At 65.1% G+C, this 22,281-nt stretch carries 16 protein-coding genes and 3 pseudogenes; 10 read left to right on the top strand and 9 right to left on the bottom strand.

From position 1 onward, the window contains the following. Position 1: 1 nt before the first annotated feature. The 3 genes and pseudogenes from IGS74_RS14025 to IGS74_RS20485 all read right to left on the bottom strand — a co-directional run. The gene (locus IGS74_RS14025) at positions 2-712 is read right to left on the bottom strand and encodes a ribonuclease activity regulator RraA (RefSeq protein WP_192391808.1); all 711 of its coding nucleotides are present in this window, start codon (positions 710-712) and stop codon (positions 2-4) included. Positions 713-732: 20 nt separating this feature from the next. Continuing rightward, a pseudogene (gene araD, locus IGS74_RS14020) lies at positions 733-2,455 on the bottom strand (L-arabinonate dehydratase). 20 nt (positions 2,456-2,475) lie between these two features. After that, a pseudogene (locus IGS74_RS20485) lies at positions 2,476-2,607 on the bottom strand (ABC transporter permease); the annotation flags it as partial. Positions 2,608-2,631: 24 nt separating this feature from the next. Between IGS74_RS20485 and IGS74_RS14015 the strand changes: the two are divergent. Further along, a pseudogene (locus IGS74_RS14015) lies at positions 2,632-3,255 on the top strand (GntR family transcriptional regulator); the annotation flags it as partial. Positions 3,256-3,269: 14 nt separating this feature from the next. On the opposite strand, the gene IGS74_RS20080 reads toward IGS74_RS14015, so the two are convergent. The 3 genes from IGS74_RS20080 to IGS74_RS14000 form a co-directional block, all read right to left on the bottom strand. Continuing rightward, on the bottom strand, positions 3,270-4,691 hold the full coding sequence (locus IGS74_RS20080; protein WP_039193307.1) for an undecaprenyl-phosphate glucose phosphotransferase: 1,422 nt from the start codon (positions 4,689-4,691) through the stop codon (positions 3,270-3,272). A 125-nt stretch (positions 4,692-4,816) separates the two neighbouring features. Further along, on the bottom strand, positions 4,817-6,034 hold the full coding sequence (locus IGS74_RS14005) for a glycosyltransferase (RefSeq protein WP_192386930.1): 1,218 nt from the start codon (positions 6,032-6,034) through the stop codon (positions 4,817-4,819). 314 nt (positions 6,035-6,348) lie between these two features. After that, positions 6,349-7,326 (bottom strand): glycosyltransferase, encoded by a 978-nt coding sequence (locus IGS74_RS14000; RefSeq protein WP_192386928.1) that lies wholly within the window; start codon positions 7,324-7,326, stop codon positions 6,349-6,351. Between the two features lie 341 nt (positions 7,327-7,667). On the opposite strand from IGS74_RS14000, the gene IGS74_RS13995 reads away from it, so the two are divergent. Genes IGS74_RS13995 through IGS74_RS13980 form a run of 4 tightly spaced genes read left to right on the top strand, consistent with a single transcriptional unit; the run spans position 7,668 to position 12,189 of the window. Next, positions 7,668-8,876 carry a polysaccharide biosynthesis/export family protein gene (locus IGS74_RS13995; RefSeq protein ID WP_192386926.1) on the top strand — a complete coding sequence of 403 codons (1,209 nt, stop codon included), beginning with the start codon at positions 7,668-7,670 and terminating at the stop codon, positions 8,874-8,876. A 56-nt stretch (positions 8,877-8,932) separates the two neighbouring features. Beyond that, positions 8,933-10,474 (top strand): hypothetical protein, encoded by a 1,542-nt coding sequence (locus IGS74_RS13990; RefSeq protein WP_192386924.1) that lies wholly within the window; start codon positions 8,933-8,935, stop codon positions 10,472-10,474. Positions 10,475-10,485: 11 nt separating this feature from the next. Further along, entirely contained in the window at positions 10,486-11,295 is an 810-nt protein-coding gene (locus tag IGS74_RS13985; RefSeq protein ID WP_192386922.1) for a hypothetical protein, read from the top strand. Between the two features lie 45 nt (positions 11,296-11,340). Beyond that, positions 11,341-12,189, top strand: a complete 849-nt coding sequence (locus IGS74_RS13980) for an AAA family ATPase (RefSeq protein WP_192386920.1) — start codon at positions 11,341-11,343, stop codon at positions 12,187-12,189. A gap of 230 nt (positions 12,190-12,419) precedes the next feature. Here IGS74_RS13980 and IGS74_RS13975 read toward each other — a convergent pair whose 3' ends face one another. Beyond that, entirely contained in the window at positions 12,420-13,799 is a 1,380-nt protein-coding gene (locus IGS74_RS13975) for an oligosaccharide flippase family protein (protein ID WP_192386918.1), read from the bottom strand. 9 nt (positions 13,800-13,808) lie between these two features. Continuing rightward, positions 13,809-15,413, bottom strand: a complete 1,605-nt coding sequence (locus tag IGS74_RS13970) for an O-antigen ligase family protein (RefSeq protein ID WP_192386916.1) — start codon at positions 15,411-15,413, stop codon at positions 13,809-13,811. A gap of 304 nt (positions 15,414-15,717) precedes the next feature. On the opposite strand from IGS74_RS13970, the gene IGS74_RS13965 reads away from it, so the two are divergent. From IGS74_RS13965 to IGS74_RS13950, 4 genes are all read left to right on the top strand, one after another. After that, the gene (locus IGS74_RS13965; protein WP_192386913.1) at positions 15,718-16,698 is read left to right on the top strand and encodes a glycosyltransferase family 2 protein; all 981 of its coding nucleotides are present in this window, start codon (positions 15,718-15,720) and stop codon (positions 16,696-16,698) included. Beyond that, on the top strand, positions 16,699-18,234 hold the full coding sequence (locus tag IGS74_RS13960) for a hypothetical protein (protein WP_246722567.1): 1,536 nt from the start codon (positions 16,699-16,701) through the stop codon (positions 18,232-18,234). 69 nt (positions 18,235-18,303) lie between these two features. Further along, the gene (locus IGS74_RS13955; protein WP_192386911.1) at positions 18,304-19,305 is read left to right on the top strand and encodes a hypothetical protein; all 1,002 of its coding nucleotides are present in this window, start codon (positions 18,304-18,306) and stop codon (positions 19,303-19,305) included. A gap of 52 nt (positions 19,306-19,357) precedes the next feature. Next, entirely contained in the window at positions 19,358-20,053 is a 696-nt protein-coding gene (locus IGS74_RS13950) for a hypothetical protein (protein WP_192386909.1), read from the top strand. A 410-nt stretch (positions 20,054-20,463) separates the two neighbouring features. Here the strand turns inward: IGS74_RS13950 and IGS74_RS13945 are convergent, their stop codons facing one another. Beyond that, entirely contained in the window at positions 20,464-20,940 is a 477-nt protein-coding gene (locus tag IGS74_RS13945; protein ID WP_192386908.1) for an Lrp/AsnC family transcriptional regulator, read from the bottom strand. A 107-nt stretch (positions 20,941-21,047) separates the two neighbouring features. On the opposite strand from IGS74_RS13945, the gene IGS74_RS13940 reads away from it, so the two are divergent. Then, complete coding sequence (locus tag IGS74_RS13940; protein ID WP_192386907.1) at positions 21,048-22,235, top strand: diaminopropionate ammonia-lyase; 1,188 nt, start codon at positions 21,048-21,050, stop codon at positions 22,233-22,235. Positions 22,236-22,281: the final 46 nt, after the last annotated feature.

Raw genomic sequence — 22,281 nt, 5'->3', positions numbered from 1 at the left:
TTCACCGGCCGGCCTTCGCGCGCCAATCCGCAAAGAGCGCCAGGTTGGCTTCGTCCGTCGCCGGATAAAGCCCGATGATCGTGTGCCCCTGCTTGACGCGCTCCGTCACGAAATCCTCATAGGCGGTCATTTCCACCGCTTCGTCGGCGACTTCGTCCGCGATCTCGGCAGGGATGATAATGACGCTGTCATCGTCTCCGACGACGATGTCGCCCGGAAAGACCGGAACTTCGCCGCAGCCGATCGGAACGTCGATGTCGATGGCCTCGTGCAGGGTCAGGTTCGTGGGGGAGGATGGCCGATTGTGATAGGCCGGAATATCGAGTTCGCCGATGGTTGCGGCGTCCCGAAAGCCGCCATCCGTCACCACGCCGGCGCCGCCGCGCTTCATCAGGCTGGTGATGAGGATGTCGCCGGCGCTTGCCGCCCTTGCGTCCTTGCGGCTGTCCATCACCAGAACACACCCTTCGGGGCATGTCTCGATGGCAAGGCGTTGCGGGTGCTCCGGATTTCGAAAGACGCTCATGGGGTTGCGGTCTTCGCGCGCCGGCATGTAGCGCAGCGTGAAAGCGGGCCCCACCATGTTGCGCCCCTTCGGCTTGACAGGGCGCACATCCTGGATCGTCTGGTTGCGCAATCCGCGCTTGTACAGCGCGGAGCATAGCGTCGCCACCGAAACGCCCATCAGCTTCTCCCGGGTTGCCGGGTTCATCGTCGTCATGCTCGTGTTCCTCAATTGATGGCGGGTTCGGGCGTCGGGCCGCCGTAATCGGCCCGCAGGAAATCGAAGTCGCAGCCCTTGTCGGCCTGCTCGATATGCTTGGAGAACATCAGGCCGTATCCGCGGCCGTATCGCGGCTCCGGCGGCGTCCATGCCGCCCGGCGTCGGGCCAGCTCGTCGTCCGGCACCGGCATGTCGAGCCTGCGTGCAGGGATGTCCAGCTCCACGATATCGCCGGTCCTCAAGAGCGCCAGCGGTCCGCCGACATAGGCTTCCGGCGCGATATGAAGCGCGCAGGCGCCGAAGGATGTGCCCGACATGCGAGCGTCCGACAGGCGCACCATATCGCGCAGGCCGAGCTTCAAGAGGGCTTTCGGCATGGGGATCATGCCCCTTTCCGGCATGCCCGGTCCCCCTTGCGGGCCGGCATTGCGCAGCACCAGGACCGTATCCGGAGTCATCGGATAATCCGGATCGTCGATGATGGCCTTCAGTTCCGCATAGGAGTTTGCCACCAGCGCCGGGCCGGAATGCCGGTGGAATTTCGGGTCGCAGGCTGCCGGCTTGATGACCGCCCCGTCGGGGCAGAGATTGCCTTTCAGGACGGCGAGCGAGCCTTCCGCGTAGACCGGGTTCGACAGCGGGCGGATGACGTCCTCATTGTAGATCCTGACGGTCTCGAGACCCTCGACCAGAGGGCGCCCCGTCACCGTGATCGCCGAGGCGTCCAGCCTGTCGCCAAGCTGTTTCATGAGCGCGCGCAGGCCCCCGGCGTAATAGAAGTCCTCCATCAGATAGGTCGTGCCGGATGGCCTTATGTTGGCGATCACCGGTGTCGTCCGGCCGATCCGGTCGAGGTCGTCAAGCTCCAGCGGTCTGCCGGCGCGCCGTGCCATGGCGATCAGGTGTATGATTGCGTTGGTGGAACAGCCGGTGGCCATCGCGACGGTGACCGCGTTGCGCACCGCCGCCTCGGTGATGATGTCACCTGGCTTCAGATCCTCCCAGACCATGTCGACGATGCGCCGCCCGCACTGCGTCACATGCGTTGATGGCCGGCATCGGCCGCCGGGATGGACGATGCGCCGGGCAGGCTCAGGCCCATCGCCTCGGCGATCGCCGTCATGGTGGAGGCCGTGCCCATGGTCATGCAATGACCGTAGGACCGGGCGATCCCGCCCTCGATGCCCGTCCACTCTTCCTTGCTGATGGTGCCGGCCCGACGCTCGTCTCAGTATTTGAAGCCGTCGGTGCCGGAGCCGAGATACTTGCCGCGCAGCATCGGTCCGGCCGGAAGATAGATGAACGGTATCCCCATCGAGACCGCGCCCATGACGAGGCCCGGCGTGGTCTTGTCGCAGCCGCCCATCAGCACCGCTCCGTCGACGGGGTGCGAGCGCAGGAGCTCTTCCGTCTCCATGGCCAGCATGTTCCGGTAGAGCATGGTGGTGGGCTTGACGAAGTTTTCCGACAGCGACAATGCCGGCAGCTCCATCGGAAATCCTCCGGACTGGAGGATGCCGCGCTTCACCCACTCGACACGGTCCTTGAAATGCATGTGGCAGGGTTGGGCATCGGACCAGGTATTGAGGATCGCGATGATCGGCCGGCCTTCCCAGTCGGCCGGGTCGTAGCCCATCTGCATCGTGCGGGACCGTGCCCGAAGGAACGCTGATCGTCGGGTACCATCCATCTGGATCGCAACTGCGAATACGTCTTCCTGCGGCCGGTCATGTTGTTTGCGGGTCCGTCGCTCATTCCTTCATGCCCCATTTCAGGATCGTATGGCGTTCGATGGTCTGGAAAACGACGTTCTCGACGATCAGGCCAATGACGATGACGGTGAGAAGGCCGGCGAAGACGGCCGGGATATCGAGGAGGTTGCGGGCGCGCTCCTGGTCCGGAGCGATATCCAGGAAGAGTTCGGCGTCAGCCAGACGCCCGTGCGCGATGCGCTTCTGCGGCTGCAGGAGGAGGGGCTCGTCGATATCTTTCCGCAGCATGCGACGCTCGTTTCACGGATCGACATCGGGCACGCCCGGCAGGCGCAATTCCTGCGGCTGTCGCTGGAACTGGAGACGGTCCGCCGGCTGGCAGCCGAGTCTCCGGCCGAAACGGCCGCCGAACTGGCGCGGGTTCTGGAGCAGCAGGACAAGGTGGCCGATCCGTCGACCCATGACCGGTTCGATGCATTGGACCGCGACTTCCACCGTGTCCTGTACGCGCGCAGCGGCAATCTCGGCCTGTGGCGCATGATGCGTACGCGCTCGACCCACCTCGACAGGTTGCGACGGTTGAACCTGCCGATGCCCGGCAAGATGCAGGCCGTCCTGGAGGACCACCGCGCCATCGTCCAGGCGGTGGAGGCCGGGAACCGTTCGGGCGAGGCCGAGCAGGCGATGCGGCGCCACCTCTCAGGGACGCTCGCGATCGTGGATGCGATCAGCGACCGATATCCCGAATTCGTCCTGAGGGACGATGCGGACGCCGTGTCCCGCCGCTCGGAACCCGAAAGGGTCGCTGCCGGGCGCTGACCGCTTCTCCCGCGTCAATAGGCCGATTTGGACGAGATCATTTCCACGACGGTCCGGAAGATGATGCGGATGTCCAGCAGGAACGACCAATTGTGGATGTACCAAAGGTCGTGCGTCAGCCGCTCTTCCATGTGCGTCAGCGTCGGCGTCTCGCCCCGGCAGCCGTTGATCTGCGCCCAGCCCGTCAGGCCCGGCTTGGCGTGGCGACGGAACGTGTATTTCTTCAGGAGCTGGTCGTATTCCTTGTCGTGCGCCACGGCGTGGGGGCGGGGGCCGACAATGGACATGTGGCCGCACAGGACATTCCAGAACTGCGGCAGCTCGTCGATGCTCTTGGCCCGGATGAAGGCGCCGACGCGGGTGATCCGGTCGTCATTGCGCCGCGCCTGCGTAACCGTTTCGCCATCTTCCATGACGCGCATCGAACGGAACTTGACGATGCGGAACGCCTCGTTGTTGTAGCCGCGCCGGGACTGACGGAAGAAGACCGGGCCGCGACTGTCGATCTTGATCGCGGTCGCCACAACCAGGAACAACGGGGCCAGGAAAGCCAGCGCGGCGGAGGCGAAGACGATGTCGAAGGTGCGCTTCATCGCCCGCTCGGCAAGCGTCAGCGGCCGCCGCTGGATCTCGAAGGCGATATTGTCGCCGATATGGCGCACCGGCTGCGCGACCAGCCCCGCTGCAAAGTCGTTGACGACGAGCTTGATCGGCAGGGGCAGGGCACGCAGTTCGGTCAGCAGCGTATCCACCATCGGCAGGTTGCCGGCAGGAGTGGCGACCATGACCTCGTCGACCGAAAAACCGATGCCGGCGCTGAACGCACCGGAGAGCGCCGAAAAATCGTCGTTCGGGCAGCGCAGCACATGGTGGATCGACAGGCCGTAGCGGGCCACGTCCGCAGACATCTTGTCGTAGTCGAAGGATTCTCCGCAGATCAGAAGCACGCGCTTCATCTGGAACAGGCCGTGCGCCATGGCCGCGTGCAGACGACGCCTCCAGACGACGCGGCTGACGGTAAGGACCGTCATCGCCAGCAACATGAAGGCCAGCATGGAAGCGCGCGAGAAGATTTCGCCGATCTTCAGGAAGAAGGCGACGCTGGCCAGAAAGGCCATGATGCCGACGCCAGCTAGAAGGATGGCCCGAAACTGGGTGCCGAAAGACAAAAGCGCGGTCGGCTTGTAGAGGCCGCCCGCGCTCATCGTCAGCACGAAGGCGGCGGCCAGCGTGATGCCGACGCCGATCCAGGGGGAGGGGTCGATGAGGACGCCGAAGGCCAACCAGTGGTAGGCGATCCCCGCGGTAATGCTGCTGCCGACGATGAGCACGACATCCAGCACGGCGGCAACCGTGGCGATGGTGTCGTAGTTCAAGGTCCGGCCTTGTCGCCGCCGTGCGGCGACCTTGAGGTGGGTGGTTTCGATCAGCGCCATGTCGGGCTCGCGGTGTAGGGCCATCCGTCCGGCTGCGGTTCGCGCCTGGACGGGGCTGTCAACGGGTAAAGGGTTCGATGGTCTGCGGTGACGCGCCCTTTCGGGCGCGGCCCTGCGGTCCGGCCTCAGGGCCGGGCCTGGGTCGTGCTCTCGGCACGGTTGCGGTCTGTGCGAACCCAGCCCGATGCATTGCGGCGCAGGATGAGCTTGTTGACGTAAAGCGGGATCTTGCCGAGCGCGTAGGTGGCGATATGGCCGAAGGCCCGTGCCGGAAGGATCGATCGTCCGTACCTTGCCCATCCAACCAGCGAGGCCCCGAACACGACGGCCAGGTTGAAGGCCGCCAGAAGAAAAGCGCCCACGGAGCCGGTGATCATGGCGAACACCGCCGTCACGCCGAACATCATCATCAGCAGCAGCAGGAGAAGCGTCAGCGGCGGCACCATCATGTCGAGCGACAGGACGAGCGCACCCGGCTGGCGGAGAATGCCCGGCTTGAAGAAGCCCGCGATAGCACGGCCCAGCATCGAGAGATGGCCGTTTTCCCAGCGCGAGCGTTGCGAGCGTATTCCCTGTTCGGTGCAGGGGAATTCGCTGGTCACGTAGGCGTCTTCGCACAGGAACGGCGCATAACCCTCCACCGCCAGATCCAGGCCGAGCTTCAGATCCTCGGTCAGATGCCCGTTCGCGAGGTCGACGGTTGCGATCGCCTTCCACGGGAACGCCATCCCGGTGCCCATCAACTGGTTGGGCAGTCCCATGCGACGCAGGCCGAGCGGCCGGGCGAGGCACTTGATGACGTAGGCGAAGGCCGCGACCTGGGTTTCGATGGGCGCGCCCTTCGGGGCGGTCATCAGGTACACGGCCTGGGCCGGCTTGTCGGTTTCGGCGACCTGACGGGCGAGCATGTCGATCGAGCCGTCGGACAGGCGGCAATCCGCATCCAGGATGACGAGGCAGTCGGCGGGGTTCTTGGCGACATGAGCAACGCCGGCGTCGAGCGCATAGCCCTTGCCGCGTTTCTGCGTATCGTATCGTTCCACCACCTCGACGCCGGCCGCCCGTGCGATGGCGGCCGTCCGATCCTCGCAATTATCGGCCACCACGACGACGCGGTCACCGTCTGCGAGCTGGGGAAGAAGCGCGGCGATCGTGCCGCCGATATTGTCTTCCTCGTTATGTGCCGGCACGACGATCGCGACGCTGGGACGCCGCACGGCGATGGCTTGGTTGGGCTTCCGCTTGACCAGAATACCGGCGGCGATTTCCGTCCCGTATACGACGGTGGGAACGGCAAGCGCGCCGTTCAACGCCAGAAAAAACATGTTCAGCAATTGCGCCACGAGAGAGCCCCCGGGTCCTGCCTGTTCAAGGCTTTGAAAACGAGGCAAGAATCCCAAGCGGCAGGCTTTGCAACAAGCTGTCCTTCGGCATTAGAAGAGGGCCAATGCGTGCCCGTCCGTACCTATCCTTTCAGTTCGGGATTGAACCTAAAGTTGCATTTTGTACGTATCGGAAGATGCCAGTGGTGGTAATTGGGGGCTTGCTCGCACCGCTTTCGCCGGTTCGGGCGATGGCATCGCACCCCCCGTGGCGAGCATCGCCGCGTCGAATCGAGCCCGGCGGCCGATCATCGTGCCCCCAAAGGCGTAGGCCATCACTTATATTCGATGAGTTGCCGCCTGCGCCCGCGAAGCCGGTTCCACTCGTAACTGGCGACGCCCTGCATCTCGGGAAATTTTCCTAGGACGAGGAAGGTTGCGTGCGCCCAGTTGTCGGCTCGGCCCGCGCCCTGCCGCAGGGCCATGCGGGCAACCTGCAGAGGATAGATTCCGAGCAACAGCAGGCCGGCCGGATGCACGGCGGCCGTCGCCAGCGCCGCCGCGGGTATGGCGCCACCCCAGATGCAGGCGCGCGAGACGCTGCGTTTCCATATTCCGTGCGGCGAGTTTGCGTGCATGCGCGCCACTTCCGCGAAAGCGTGTCCGCCGCGCACGTTGCGCCGCCACCATTGGGAAAAGCGCGTCATGGCGGCGTCGTGCCGCGTCATCTCCGATGCGATCCGGAAAACCCGCCAGCCGGCGGCGCGCAGCCTGACGCACAACTCGGGCTCTTCGCCCGCTATCAAGGCCGGGTTGAATCCGCCTACAGCGTCGAATGCCTCAAACCGCACCAGGAAATCGCCACCGCATTCCTGCTGCTCGCCGGCGGGCACATCCCACTCGCGGTCGGTCATCGCATTATAGACGGAGGCTTCCGGGCGGCGTTCGCGCCGGCGGCCGGCAACGATGGCGACATCGTCGTGTGCGTCGAGGAACGCACGGGCATCGTCGAGCCAGCCTTTGGCAAGCTCGCAGTCCCCATCCACGAACTGGATATAACCAAGCCCCGGCGCCGCCGCGGCCAACCTTGCGCAACCGGCATTGCGGGCGCGCGCCGCGGTGAAGGGCTGCGTCATGTCCAGCCGCTCGACGATCGCACCCATCCCCTCGGCCATCTCGGGGCTTCCGTCCGTCGAGCCGGAGTCCACATAGACTGTGCTGTGGATGTGTGGGCCAAGCGAGCGCAGGCAGGCGGCAAGGCGCGGGCCTTCATTGCGCCCGATGACGACGATACCGATATCGCGGCCGCTCATGTTCGTCTCCTGAAACCTATCCGGACAGTCCGGATTGTGAGTCGACGCACGGCAAAGTTGCAACGGCGCGGCGGCAATTTTCTTCAAGCCGCAAGAATGCCCTGTCCCAACGCCCGCCAGAAGTCCGTCAGTGGAGGTGTTCCGGGCCTCCGGATGCGCCGGACGGAGGGGTGTCTAATGCTAATTGCGTACGGGTAAACGGGCCCCGATTCCATTAGTTTCGCAGCTGTTAGGCAGTGCGGGGGGCAAGAGCCGACCGGCCTGCATAAAGTTCATTCAAGACCGATCATCGGGAATTCATTTCGCCCGGAGCCGCCCCAATGCGATTGATGCTTTTCATTATGTCTCTTTGCCTTCTGGTTGTGGCAACCGGTGCAAGGGCCGAACCTTACAAACTCCAGCCCGGCGATACGCTCGAAGTCTGGGTGGCCCAGGACGAGCGGATGAACCGCGAGGCGATCATCAGCCCCGACGGCACGCTGTCGCTGCCGCTCGTCGGCCAGATCGAAGCCCAGGACCTGACGGTCGACCAGCTCGAACAGGAATTGTCCCAGAAGCTCGCGGGCTTCTTCAAGGGCGAGCTGAACCTTTCGGTGATGCTGCAGCCCGGCGCCCAGCACATGCCGATGATCTACGTGGTCGGCGATGTCGACGCGCCGGGGTCTTTCCCCTACCGGCCCACCATGACGGTGCTTCATGCCGTTACGGTGGCGGGCGGCCTCTATCGCACGCCGATGGAAGCGCGCGATCAGGACCGTGCGCTTGTCGTCGAAAACCAGCTTGCCGAGACGCGGCGGCGGATCGCGGACACTACACTGCGCATCGCGCGGCTGAACGCCGAACTGGCAGGGCGCCAGGACATCGAGCTTCCGGCCGGTGCCTTGCCGGAAATGTCCGAGACCGAGCGGCAGAACCTCGTGGAGCGCGAGCGGCAGGTGCTCAAGGCCAACATCGACGAGGTGAATGCGCAGCGTAATGCCCAGACGCAGCTGAGCACCCTCGGCGACTCCGGCATCGAAGCGCTCCGCAGACGCATGGAAAGCGTCAACCGACGCATCGACCTGGCCAACCAGCGCCTGGCCTCCACCTCGGCGCTGGTCGCCAAGGGCCTGTCGCACGCCTCCGCCAAGCTGGAGCTTGAAGCGGAAGTTGCCGAGCTGAGGGAGCAGGGCGACGAGCTACAGAACGATCTGAGTGCACTCGAGGGCGCCAACCTGACCGAGAAGACACGGGTGGATACCTACCTGAACGAGCGCCAGGCCCGCCTGCTTGCCGAACTGCATGACAATGAGCGCCAGCTCCAGTCGGCCAAGGCCGCGCTGATCCAGGACGAGCGGGTCATGTCGATCTACACGAACAGCGAAATCTCGGAGCGTCGCGGCATCGAGGCACACTACTCGATCATGCGATCGCAGGACGGCGACGTCAGCGAGGTTCCGGCCACCGAAACGACGCTGCTACGGCCGGGCGACCTGGTGCGCGTGGCCTATCAGCGCAACGGCCAGCGGTCTGCGTCCATCGACGGAACCCAGGCGGGCGGCAGTAACTGACGCCTCGCCGGCGAACCTCTCATCCTTACGGCGGCCTCCCACCGATGGAGCGTGGCATGGAAAACAATATTCTCAATACCATCAAATACTATGTGGAACTGGCCCTGCGCCGTCCTCTGACAGCAATCCTGCCCGCCGTCGCGGTGGTGCTCGTCGGCCTCGTCGTCGTCATGCAATTGCCGCGCACCTACACGTCGGAAGCCATCATCGAGGTTCGCTCCAACCAGGGCCCGAACCCCCTGATCGCCTCGACCGTGGGCACCGAGCGCCTGCAGTTCATCGAGCAGCGCGTCCTGGCGCGTGACCAGTTGCTGGCCTTCGTCAATCGCCTGAACCTGTATCCGGACATCCGGGGGACGATGTCGGATTCACGCCTGGCCGAGATGGTGCGGCGCGAAATATCGATCATCCCGCTGGCCACCGAGGAATCGCAGCAATTCGCCGGTCGCTCGATCTTCCGTCTGCGGTTCTCCTACGGCGACAGGGAACTGTCGGCCCGGGGTGCCTCGGAACTGGTGGACATGATCATCCGCGAGAACCGCAAGAGCCGCACCAATACCGCCGCCGACACATCGCAGTTCCTGGAGCGCGAGGTTGCCGCTCTTTCGGATAGCCTCGCCGAGCGCGACACGGCCTGGCGCAATTTCCTGGAGCAGAACGGCGACGCGCTGCCCAGCCGGACCACGGCCCTCGTCGGGGAGTTGAACACGCGCGAGCAGGACTTGGCGGAGGTGAACCGCCAGATCGCCGCCCTCGACGACGAGATCAGCCTTCTGGAAGCACAATACCGCTGGAATGCGCCCCTGGCCGATACGGCCAGCGCCGCCCGCCAGCGCCAGCTGGACGAGCTCAAGGGAGAACTTGCGGCAAAATCGTCCGCCATGTCGGATGCCCATCCGGAAATCCGCAGCCTGCGCTCGCGCATCGAATCCCTCGAGGCGCAGATCGCCGGCAATGCCGCCGCGACGGCGGGCACCGATCCTGCGACGCTGTCGCCGGAGCTGGGCCTGATCTCCGAGCGTATCGAACTGTCGAAGCCGCGCCGCGCGGGGCTGGTACAGCAGCAGGGCGAACTCGCCTCGCGTATCGATTGGCTGAAGGCCACGATCGCCCGCGCGCCGGAGGTGGAGTCGCAGATGGCGGCGCTGGAGCGCGACCGCACGGCCGCCCAGCGCAGCCTGGAAGACATGCGCGCCAAGCTCGACACCGCTCGCGTTGGCCTGCGCCTGGAGGAAGACCAGAACGTCGACCAGATCCAGGTGGTGGAGGCGCCCGAGGTGCCCCGCTATCCCAGTGCGCCCAGCCGTACCAAGATGATGCTTCTGGTGCTTGTCGCGGCCGGCGTCGCCGGTGCAGCCTGCCTGTACCTGTCCGACATGATGGACAAGTCCATCCGTGGGGCCTTCGATCTGCGCCGCTCCCTGGAAGGGCAGTCGCTGGTCGTCATTCCCGACCTGCATCCGCGGGGCGAAGGCCTGATGCGCCGTGTCGGCCTTGTCTCCTCTCTCATGATCTTCGTCGTCGCGGCGGGGCTGGCCACCGGCCAGCCCGCTTCCCCGCAGCCCCGTGAACCCATCGCGCCCAGCGTCGTTGCCTGAGGACAATTTCCATGGATCGTGTGACCGAAGCACTTCAGCGGGCGCGCTCGCTTCCGGCGATGACACCGGCTCCGCTGCCGCAAGCCGCCGCCCAGCGCGATGCGAGGGCCCACCGCGCCCAGCGTGTCAGCTCTCTGTTCCAACTGGACGGTGGTATCGCCCAGCTCGACGGCGCGAAGGAGGTGCAGCCCCATGCGCCCGCGCCGCACCGGCTGCTCGCAGCCAACGTGATCGCCTTCGACAAGTCGGAGCCGCGGACACGCGCCTACGATGTCCTGCGCAACCATCTTCTGGGCCTCGTCAAGGCCGATATTCCGCAGGTCGTCGCCGTCACGGCGCCGACGCCCGGCTGCGGCGTGACCGTTACCTGCGCCAATCTGGCCTTCTCCATTGCGCGGGCGCGCAAGCAGACCATCGTGGTGATCGACCTGAAGCCGAAGGCGAAGGCCGGCGGCCTTGCCGAAGTGCTGAGCCTGCCACGGGTAAAGGCGGCAGCCGACAGCACCATCGTCGACCGGGTTCGCCGGGTGCGGGCCGGCGGCGCGGTCGTCAACATGCTGACGCCTCCGGACAATGCCGATATCCCGGCCTTCGTGGACATGGTCAAACGGGACCTGCGGCCGGACGTGCTGCTGCTGGATACGCCGCCGCTTCTGGTCGGCGACGAGGCGGCACAGATTCTGCCGGTCGCCGACCTCGTGCTTCTGGTTGTCGCGGTGGGGCAATCCTCCGTTTCGGAGCTGGAGACGTGCAAGTCGTTCCTGCCGGCCGGCGCCAAGCTCCAGGTTTTGATGAACAAGGCGCGGCCGCACGGCATGTAAGCCGGCGGCCCGAAATGCAACGGCTACCGCCAAAGGAGCCATTTCATGTATGAGTCCTATTTCGGATTGCGCGAAAAGCCATTTTCAATCCTCCCGGATCCGCGTTTCCTGTATTTCAGCCGTAACCACCAGATGGCCTTCTCGATGCTGGAATACGGCATCATCAACCAGGCCGGCTTTACCGTCGTCACCGGGGCCATCGGCTCGGGCAAGACGACGCTGATCCGCCAGCTTCTCGGCTGCCTCGGGCCGGATGTGCGCACGGGCCTCATCAGCCACACGCCGCGCAACAACAGCCCGATGTTGCAGTGGATCCTGATGGCCTTCAACCAGCCCTTCGAGGAGGGCTCCTATGCCGGCCTTTACAAGCGCTATTCAGAGTTCGTCACCTCCGAATACGAGCGGCATGGCCGCGTCGTGCTGATCGTCGACGAGGCGCAGAACCTCGATGCCGAGCGGCTGGAAGAGCTGCGCATGCTCTCCAACGTCAACACGGACGAGATGATGATGCAGTTGATCCTGGTGGGCCAGCCCGAATTGCGGGCCACGCTTCAGGGGCCGGGCATGGAACAGTTCGCCCAGCGCGTGTCCTCCGACTTCAACCTGCCGGCGCTGCAGGCAACGGAAGCGATGTTCTACTTCGATCATCGCCTGCGCGTGGCGGGTTGCGAGCGGGAGCTTTTCTCGAACGAGGCGAAGCGCATGATCCACGAGGACTCGAAGGGCGTGCCGCGCCTGATGAACATCCTTGCCGACCGCTGCCTCGTATACGCCTACGCGGAGGAAGCATCCATGGTGACGCCCCGCATCGTCAACCAGGTCATCGCCGACCGCGCCCAGCACGGCGTCTTCGGCTCCCGTATCGAGGCTATGCCGGTCGCCGGCACGATCTAGGCATCCCCCGAACCCGATCGAATGCAGAAGGGGCGGCCCATGGCCGCCCCTTCTGCATTTGTCTGCGCCTGCGTGATCGCGTTGCTGCCCTGGCCGCCTTCACCCAAGCGGCGCTCCGTTTCGACCGGATCGACGTCTGGCTGCCGGTATCCACGGTCCCCATCGAACGCAGAAGGGGCGGCCCATGGCCGCCCCTTCTGCATGTGCGTAACCGAGTTGCCTGGGTTCCCTCAGGCTGCCCAGCCCAGGGCCCGGGCCCCGGCCAGCACCAGGTAGCCAAGCAGCAGGCCCAGGGCGACGGCGGGGATGACCACCCCTTCGAAACGCCAGTCGAAAAGATTGTGACGGATCTTGAACGCATAGGCGATCGGCCACGACGAGAATTGCGCGGCAACGATTGCCGCCAGCGCCCCTTCGAGCCCGAACAGCGAGTGGCCGACCGGCAATCCGACGACCAGGACGACGAGGCGGATGGCGTTCGTGCACAGATAATAGCCCATCCGCTTGGTGGCCATGTAGCACTGCTCGGTGACGCAGAACTTCATGCCGACGAGGCCGACGGCCAGAAGCGACAGCATGGTGCCGGACTCCGCATAGCGCGGATCGTAGAGAATCGAGACGATCAGCGGCCCCGTCACGAAGAGGCCCCCGGCACACAGCCCCAGCACGGCGTCGGCGCCGGCCTGGAAGGTGAAGTAGCTCTTGCGGAAGGCCGCCGTATCGGTGCGTGCCAGTTCGCTGAGCGCGGGGAAGGCGACGGTGCCGGCCAGCGTGTTGACGGCCGTCTGGAAAACGCTGAGCAGAAGCGCGGCAATGGCGTAGAGGCCGAGCACGTGGGCATCCACGAGGCCCCCGAGGATCAGCCGGTCGCCGGTGGTGAACAGCACGCCGATCAGCGAGGATACGAAGATCCAGCGCCCGAAACCGAAAATCTCCGTCCAGGAATCCCTGTCCCAGCCGATGCGGTTTGCGTGGCCCGGCAGCACCAGATGGCTTGCCGCCATGCGGATGAAGGCCGCGAACAGCGCGCCCAGCACCAGCGCCCAGATCGACGGCCAGGTATAGGCGAGCGCCAGGGTAACGACGAAACCCGCCATCTGCGCACCGAACTCGAGCTCGGTCAGGCGGCGCAGTTGAAGGTTGCGCCGCGCCTCGTGGATGCGGGTGGATTCAAGCCCCTGCAGGACGGCGGCGAAGGTGCCGGCCACCAGCACGAGCGGCAGTCGCGGATCGACATAGACCGTGTCGGGCGCGAAGACGCCAAGCGGCGCAAGCACCGAAATGACGATCGCCAGCACGATGGCGAGGCTCCAGATGAAGAAGCCACGCGCGATCTGGACTGTCCACGCGGTGTTGAGGAAAGTGGGGTCGCTGCCTCGCTTGTGCACGATGACATTCTGGCCGATGCCGAGATCCGACAACAATGCCAGCGCGACCGTCAGCACGCCGACGACCGCCATTACGCCGAAGGCCTCCGGCAGCAGCAACCGTGTCAGGATCATGTTGCTGACCATGCGCACGCCGAGCGAGGCGCCGAACTGGCCCATGCTCCAGGCACCGGCGGATGAGACCCGGCGGCGGAGCGGACGTTCCATAGCTTCTGCCGTCATGCTGGTGCCTCAAGCGTCATTGGTGCGGGAAAGGGCAGTGGCAGGCGCCGCGGCGCCGCTATGTGCATAAGCGCCCGTACCGATGACGCGCATGCCCTGCATGCCGGGCGAACCGGTTGCGTGGGGCATCGCGCCGACCGCCGTTTCGCCCATCGTGGACATGCGCACCATGCCGACACCGAAACCGGCCATGATCCAGTAGATGAACGGGATGTAGGAGACGCTGCTGACGGTCGCGATCGTCACCATGGTCGCCGCCATGATGGCCAGCCACTGGCGCGCGGGCTCCGCCAACGCATCGCGGCGGAACGCCATCGGCAGGACGGACAGGCCCGTCAGCACGAAGATGAGAAGGAAGATCGCAAGCGTCAGCAGGCCGAACTCGAGGGCAAGGGCGACATAGGTGTTCACCACGTCGATGATGCCCTGGCCCTGCCGCATCACCAGCATCTCGGGTTCGTTCAGGAATTCGGCCGCGCCGAAGATCGGGTGCCGGCCGATGATGGCCATCGAATTGTCGATCAACTGCTGGCGATATTCCACATTGTTGTTTTCCACGGTGCCGACGAAGGGCAGGTAGCGGATGATCTTGTCGCCAAGCGGCGACATGAGAACGGGGACCAGGGCGAGCCCGCCCAGCAGGGTGGCCTGCACCCCGGTCGATACGGCCTTGGGGCGCGCCAGAAGATAGACGACGAGCATGATCGCCGCGCCCACCCACGGCCCGCGCGACAGGCTGGTGACGAGGCCGATGGCGAAGGCCGCGAAGATGCCCATCACGACCATGGTGCGCTTTTCCCGCGTCATGAGGGACAGCATGCAGCCCATGGCGATCATGCAGATGAAGCCGAAGGCAATCGCCTCGATCGCCGGCCCGGCCGAGCGCAGCATACCGTCGCGAAACAGGTAGAATTGCACCATCTCCGCCCCCCAGCCCTGGGCGACGACATTGAAGAGCCGCCACTGGCGGAGAAATTCGATGACGCCGATGACCGGAAAGGACAGCGTTCCGAACACGAGGGCCATGTAACCCTTGCGGATATCGCCGACCGTCATCAGGCAGCGGCTGAAGACGAAGTAGGGCACGCCGATTTCCAGGACATTGGTGATCAGGCGTCGCACCGTATCGGTAGCGGTCGCCTCGCTGTGGCGGAAGGTCAGCACCGTAATCAGAAGGACGAAGCAGACGACGAGGGTATCGACGATCTTCAGTCGCGGCGGAACGGCCTTCCGCAGCAGGGCAGGCAGCAGCGGAAGCAGGATGGCTGCCGAAAGGATGCGCTGGGGCGTGAGGTCCAGCAGCGTGTTGATGCCGGCGAAGCCCGGCATCCGGATCACCAGATTGGGCGCGGTGAACATCAGGACGATGAAGAGAAAGGGTCGTTCTTCGGGCGGCAGCCGCCGGGACGAGACGAGGGCGATGACGAAGAGGCAGGCTCCGTAGGCAAAGAAGTTGCGCACCAGGAAGACGGCCACCGTGGCGGCGACCCAACTGCCGATCCAGACACGTATCGTTTCGCGATCGACGATGCCGGTGGCGATCCGGGCCGCAATGGCGAACATCGCGAGCGTGCCGGCAAGGATGTAGGTGACGGCTGAAATGGACTCGCCCATGGCGGGCCGCTCCTTGATGAAAAGACGCCCGCGCGGGAGCGAATACAAAATTTGTCGTAATGATTGTTAGGCCACCGCCTGCCACCACCACAACACGGTCGATGGGGTATGCCATTCCACCGATGGCAGGAGGGCTTCACCCGTTTGGCCAAGTCGCGCAACGGGCTCCCCGTCCTGCATAACGGAGGACAGGGCCCGTTTTCCGCCCGCCGATCCACCGTCGTTCCACGGCGTCCCGGTTCTCGCGACGGATCGATCGGGCCCCTGGTTCCTGCAACGGCCGATACCGGAGAAGGCGCACCGTATGAAGCTCAGCGTCGTCATAGTAAATTACCGTACGCCCGGGCTGGTCCTCGACGGCGTGACGTCTCTGCTGGATGACGCCAGTCTGCCGGCCGGGACGCGCATCGTTATCGTGGATGGCGCATCCGGCGACGATTCCGTCACCCGTCTGGGGGCGGCCATCGGCGAGCGCGCATGGGCCGACCGGGTAGAGCTGCTACCCCTTACGGTGAATGGCGGTTTCGCCTATGCCAACAACCGGGGCATCGAGCATCTTCGCGCCAGTGGCCAGCCATCGGAATACACGCTCCTTCTGAATCCGGACACGTATGTGCGGCCCGGTGCCGCTCGCACCCTGGTGGACTTCATGGACGCCAATCCGCGCGCCGGCATCGCCGGCAGCCGGCTGGAAGATCCGGACGGAACCATGCAGTCCTGCGCGTTCCGGTTTCCCAATCCCCTGGGCGAGTTCGAAAGCGAAGTCCGCTTCGGTCCGGCCAGCCGTATCCTGAAACGCTTCACCAATGTGCAGCCGACCGGCGATGCGCCACAGCAGGTCGGCTGGGTCAGCGGCGCCAGCTTCATGGTGCGGCAGGAGATGCTGGCCGAGATCGGCCTGATGAGCGAAGACTACTTCCTGTACTACGAGGAGGTGGATTTCTGTCTGCGCGCGGCCCGCGCCGGATGGGAGTGCTGGCACGTGCCGGAAAGCCGGGTCGTGCATCTGGTCGGCCAATCCACCAACGTTACGCGGCGGACGTCGAAGCCGGCGCGCCGCCCCCGCTACTGGTTCGAATCCCGCCGCCATTTCTTCATGTCCAATTATGGCCGCACCTATGCCGTGCTCGCCGATCTGGCCTGGCTTTCGGGCTTCGGGCTGCGGCGCGTCAGGCGACCGCTCCGGCGCGGCGCCGACGATGTGCCGCCGCATTTGTTCAAGGATTTCCTGCGCCACAGCGCCTTGCGGTCATCGGCCGAAGGCCGGGAAAGCCGCGGAGACTAGATGATGCTCAATCGACGCCGTTTCCTTTTAGCCGCATCCGCCTCCCTGGCCGTTCCGGGCGTGGTGGAGGTCGCGCGCTCGGCGCGTGCGGCCGAGCGCGGGTCGGGCCTCGGCCTGAACCTCGTCGGCCTGCCGTACTGGACCACGGAGCACCCGTTCACCAACCTGGCCGCAAGCGCTTCGCGCTGGCGCGTGCAGCGTGTGAACGCCCCGTTTACCTGGGACGACCCGCTGCCGCCCATGACGGATGATCGCTATCCGCGAATGATCCCGCCCGGCACGTTCCTGGAATCCTTCCTGATCCATACCAAGTACCGAAGCCACCTCAAATCCGATCTGACGGTGCGATACGATGGTCGCGGGCGCATCGGCTATTATGGCGGCGCCGTGCTGCTGGACCGTGGCGAAGGCTTCGACCGCATCCGCATCAACCGGACCGATGCCCCCGTCATCGCACGCCTGTACGAGACCGACCCCGACAACCCGCTGCACAATCTGCGCCTGGTCGAGCAGGCGGACGGCGGCGACGAGATGTTCCGCGACGCGTTCCTTGCCCGCCTGGAGGGTATGCAGGCCCTGCGTTTCATGGATTGGGGCCAGACGAACGACTCGCCGCTCCAAAGCTGGGACCAGCGGCCGAAGCCCGGCATGTTCGACCTTGCCGATCGTGGCATTCCGGTGGAAACGATGGTGGCGCTGGCAAACCGGACGGGTATCGCGCCCTGGTTCACCATCCCGCATCTGGCCGACGACGGATATGTGGAACGTATGGCCGAACTGGTGCGCGACCAGCTCGATCCCGCATTGCCGCTCTATGTGGAATATTCCAACGAGGTCTGGAACGAGATCTTCAAGCAGGCCGCGCACGCCCGGGAAGAGGGATTGCGCCTCGGCCTGTCGAGCGATCCTTTCGAAGCGCAGCTCAAATATCACGGGCAACGCTCCAGCGAAGTCATCGCCACCTTCCGCCGCGTCTTCGGCGCCGATCCCAAACGCGTCAAGGGCGTATTCGCGGGGCAGGCGGAGAACCCCTGGACCGTCGACGTCGTCCTGTCGTCGCAGCAGGCGCGCGACAATGCCGACCTGATCGCGATCGCTCCGTATTTCGGCTACAGCTACGGCACGCCCGAACGCGCGAAGGATGTATCGCGATGGTCTCTCGACCGACTCTTCTCCGAGTTGGAGAAGGACGTGGCGGGTCGGACGCGCGACATGATGCGCGCCCAGAGCGAGACGGCAAAGAGGCTGGGCCTGCCATTGGCGGCCTACGAGGCCGGGCAGCATCTCGTCGGTGTCGCCGGCCAGGAAAACGATGAGCGGCTGGAAGCCCTGTTCATCGCGGCCAACCGCGATCCGCGCATGGGCAAGCTGTATCGCACCTACCTCGATGGCTGGAAGGCGGCGGGCGGTGGCCTGATGGTGCTCTACACCTCGATGTACGATCCGGGAAAATGGGGCTCCTGGGGCCTTCTGGAAAACGAAGGCGAGACGACGTCGCCGAAATGGGAGGCGGTGCACGGCCATATCAATGCGTAACGCAATATTATCCAGATTTTTCAATGACTTTTCAGGGCGGCGGCAATGTCGGATTTAAACGATAGCAACATGATCTGGGCAGATTCGACGAGCGGCCGGCTGCTGGAGGTGATCGACGCGCGTATCGCGGCGATCGGGCTTGACCTTACCGGCCTCACCGTTCTGACCGACGCGCGGACCGAGGAGGATTTCGTCACGATCCTCCTGGCGGCGCGTGCCGGGGCCCGACGGATCGTGGCGGCCGCGCCGGCCCGGGCAACCGTTCGGAGCGCCCAGGTGGAAGCGATGTTGCGGCGCCTCAATGCCGAGGAAACGCTGACCAGCGAGATAGAATTCGTGCAGGGGCTGACGGCCGATATAGCGACCGGCGTCGATATCGTGGCTGTCGAGCGCCAGTCGTCGCTCATTAAGCCGGCATTGCTGAGCCTCATGCCATCCAGGTCGGTTCTGGCCATGCTGTTCGATTGCCGGGGGGCGGTCTCAGGCGGCCTCGACGCGCGTCAGCGCGACGCCTACGACCTCAAGGTCGCGGGCGCCGACCTTGCGGACCGCGAATCCGGCGTCGCCGACTATCTTGCCCCGCTTTGTCTTCTGCAGATTTCCCAGGCCGGCGTCGATCTGGCGGGCGCGCGGTGCCTGCTTCTGTGCGACAACGAAATGAAGGGGCTTCTGGCAACCGGCCTGCAGGGCGCGGGGGCGGACGTCGTCATCAGGCCCTCGCTGGCCGAGGTCTCGCAAGGCTCGTTCGATCTGGTGGTTCTGGCGATGACGCCCTCGCGGGATTATCGCCTCGATCTTGCCGATGTCTCGCGGCTGCCGGACCTGATACCTGCCGGCATGGTGATTCAGTTCTGGGGCGATATCGACCGCAGTGCGGCGCGCTATTTCTCGGTCGATATCTGGCCACCGGTCCATCCCGGACGCGGGCAGATGGGCATCAGGCTGGCCGCGCTGGGCTCCGAGCCTGTCGTCGCCATCCGCGCGCAGGCTTTGCAATCCGCCACGCTGGCGCTCAAGCAGGACTTTCCGGAAGAGGGTGCCCCGCCTGAGCGGCTGGCGGCCTCGGCCTGAGGCGGCGGGCGTGCGCTGGCAGCCACATAACCCGGTCTCGGGGGTATTCGACATGGTCCGCGTCATTGCGATGACGCAGCATGCGGACCGTCGGCGCGAGTTTTCGGCCCAGCTCCGCAGGCTGGGCCTTTCGCCGGAAGTGCTTCCGGACCTCGTGCACGAGGCCGTCGCCCCTGAACATCCGTCCGGCATCCGGCCGCAGGGGCCCGGAGCCCGGTTGCAGGCGCATCGCGACGTCCTGGACGCTTTCCTGGTATCCGGCCGAGGATCGTTGCTGATAATCCAGGACGATGCCGTGTTTCCGGGTGCCGAACGCGGACGTATCGCCGCGGTTCTGCACTCTCTTTCGCAACAGGGCTGGGACCTGTTCTTCGGCGAGGCGCCTGGTTTGACGCCCGGGCGCGGGCCGGTGTGCGTTCTTTCACCGGACGGACCGGCCGGGCAGTGCCAGGTGGTCGGCCTATCGCGGGCCGCCGGGATCGAGCTTGCGGTTTTCCTGCGCAACTGGCCCCCGGGCGATCAGGCGGGCGATGCCGTCTCGGTGGAGGCTGCCTATCAGGTCTTTCGGCGGACGTTTCCGGGATTTACCAGCCTGGCCGCGGCGCCGCGCGTGGTCCAGCGCCGCAGCCCGTCCAGCGAGGCCGTGGCAGCGGCGCGCTCGCCGCTGATGTCGACGTTTCTCAGCCTCGGACGGCGCGCGCGCGAGATCAAGCGCGGCCGCAAGCCGGGCCAGGAGCCGCGTCTGTAGTTAGCCCCGATCATCGAGCGCCAATCTTGTGACTTTTGGCAACGGGGAAATGGGGGTGGAAAGGGGACAGTCTGGTTTTGGGCCGGCGGATGTAGAAGCAGACGCTCCTGCACATCGGGAGCCACCTACGGCAACCTTCATAAGGCGACCTCGCCCGACTTCAATGGCAGTTCGGGAACGCTGGCCCACCAGCTTTCGGCGGCACCATGCACGCTCTCGACGGGCGGATACGGACGATTTCGGGTCGAGCACTCCCGAACCGTTTCCCAATGCCCGCCCCCTGATGCCACTCAGCTCGAACAATACAAAACGAGCCGGTAGGTTTGTCCAGCTCAATGGTACCAGACGTTTTCTGATTGTTTTCGAGTGCCGCAATGAGCGCGACGCGAGCGCCGACCTGCTAGCGCAGACTACAGTGGAATTGCCCCGTAGGTCTTGACGTTTTGCATTGATACGCAGGTCTGGAAGCTTTTCACGTTGCCGCCGTCGAAGAACAACTCCCGCGTCAGTTCGTTGTACTCTGCCATGTCTGTGACGTTGAGAATCAGGATGAAGTCCATCTCCCCAGTCACATAGTAGCATTGCTGGATCTGTGGACAGCGGGCGAACCTCTCCTTCATGGCGTCGAGAAGGTCGAGTCGCTCGTTCTCGGTCGTCACGTGGGCGATGATGGTCAGCGGACGGCCGACGGCGTGCCCGTCCACCACGGCGATGTCCTTGGCGATCACGCCGCTTTCGCGCAGGCTCTGCAAGCGGCGGGCAACGGCGGGCGGCGAAAGGCCGACCGCTTCGGCAATCACCCATTGGGGCACGAGATTGTTCTCTTGATCGGCCCGAAGGATTTTAAGGTCGAGCGCATCGAGGGCCGCCTGTTCCAGCTTCTTCATTCGTGGGGAGGCCTCGCCATGCACGTTTCTTGCAAAACGTAGAGCAAATTCGAGCACAAAGACAGCGAGAAATTGCCTACTTTCTCGCCAATAAACGGGGATGCGCGATGATAGTGCAGTTCAAGAACGCGTTCGGCGGAAACCTGGAAGACGTGGATCGCGGGCTCTTCGGCTCCGACGCTCCAGCCGCCGTCCAGCCTTTCATGGCGCTCTGGCGTCGACCAGGTGCCACGCCCCTTGTCCGGCTGCCCGAAATCGCGACAGAAGCGCGTGTCGGCGAGGTCTACCTCAAGGACGAGTCCAGGCGTCTGGGGATGGGAAGCTTCAAGGCGCTGGGCGGCGCCTACGCCGTCATGACGATCTTCAAGGAGATGCTGGAGAGCCATCTCGGCGGCGAGGTGACCGTCGCGCAGCTCGTCACCCCGACGGCGCGCGAGTTCGCAAGACAAGTCACCTTTTGCTGCGCAACCGACGGCAACCACGGCAAGTCGGTCGCCGCGGGCGCCTGCATCCTTGGATGCAAGTCGGTGATCTTCGTCCATGAAGGGGTGACGGAGGCGAGGGCGTCGGCGATCGGGTCCGACGAGGTGGTCCGCGTTTCCGGGAACTACGACCGTTCGGTCGAGGAAGCGGAAAGGGTCAGCAAGGCGAACGGCTGGAACCTGGTTTCCGACACCTCCTGGCCCGGCTACGAACGCATCCCCGCGCTGGTCGGGCAGGGTTACACGATCCTGGCGGACGAGGTGCTCCAGCAAGTGGCGGGGCACGACCTGCCGCCCCCCACGCACGTCTTCCTGCAAGCCGGGGTCGGCGGTTTTGCCGCCAGCGTCTCCGCCCACCTCTGCGAACGCCTCGGCCGCGGTTCCGTCCGCACCGTCGTTGTCGAGCCGGATCGTGCCGCGTGCCTTCTCGCGACGGCCCGAGCGGGGGAGTTGCGCTCGTTTGCGCCCACCGAGCCGACGATCATGGCCATGCTCGAGTGCTACACGCCGTCCGTCATCGCCTGGAGGGTCCTGGAAAGGACCGCGGACGCTTTCATGACGGTTTCCGACGAGGACGCGAGGATGGCGATGCGTAGGCTCGCCCTGCGCACGCCCGAGGCGATCGTGGCGGGAGAGAGCGGCGCGGCGGGGCTGGCCGGGCTTCTGGCCCTCGCCGCCGACGCAGGCGCGCGCCGCTCCGTCGGCCTGGACGCCTCCAGCCGCGTCCTTCTCGTCAACACCGAGGGCGCGACGGATCCCGCATCCTTCGAAGCCATCGTTGGCGCCGCGGCCGAGAGCTTCGTGGCAGCCTGACGCGCACCTGCGGCTCGCCCCTTTATCCCATCGTCCCACAAACGAA

Source organism: Aureimonas sp. OT7 (genome assembly GCF_014844055.1).
In the GTDB taxonomy this organism is placed as follows: Bacteria; Pseudomonadota; Alphaproteobacteria; order Rhizobiales; family Rhizobiaceae; genus Aureimonas; species Aureimonas altamirensis_A.
This window is presented reverse-complemented; position numbering and strand designations above follow the sequence as displayed.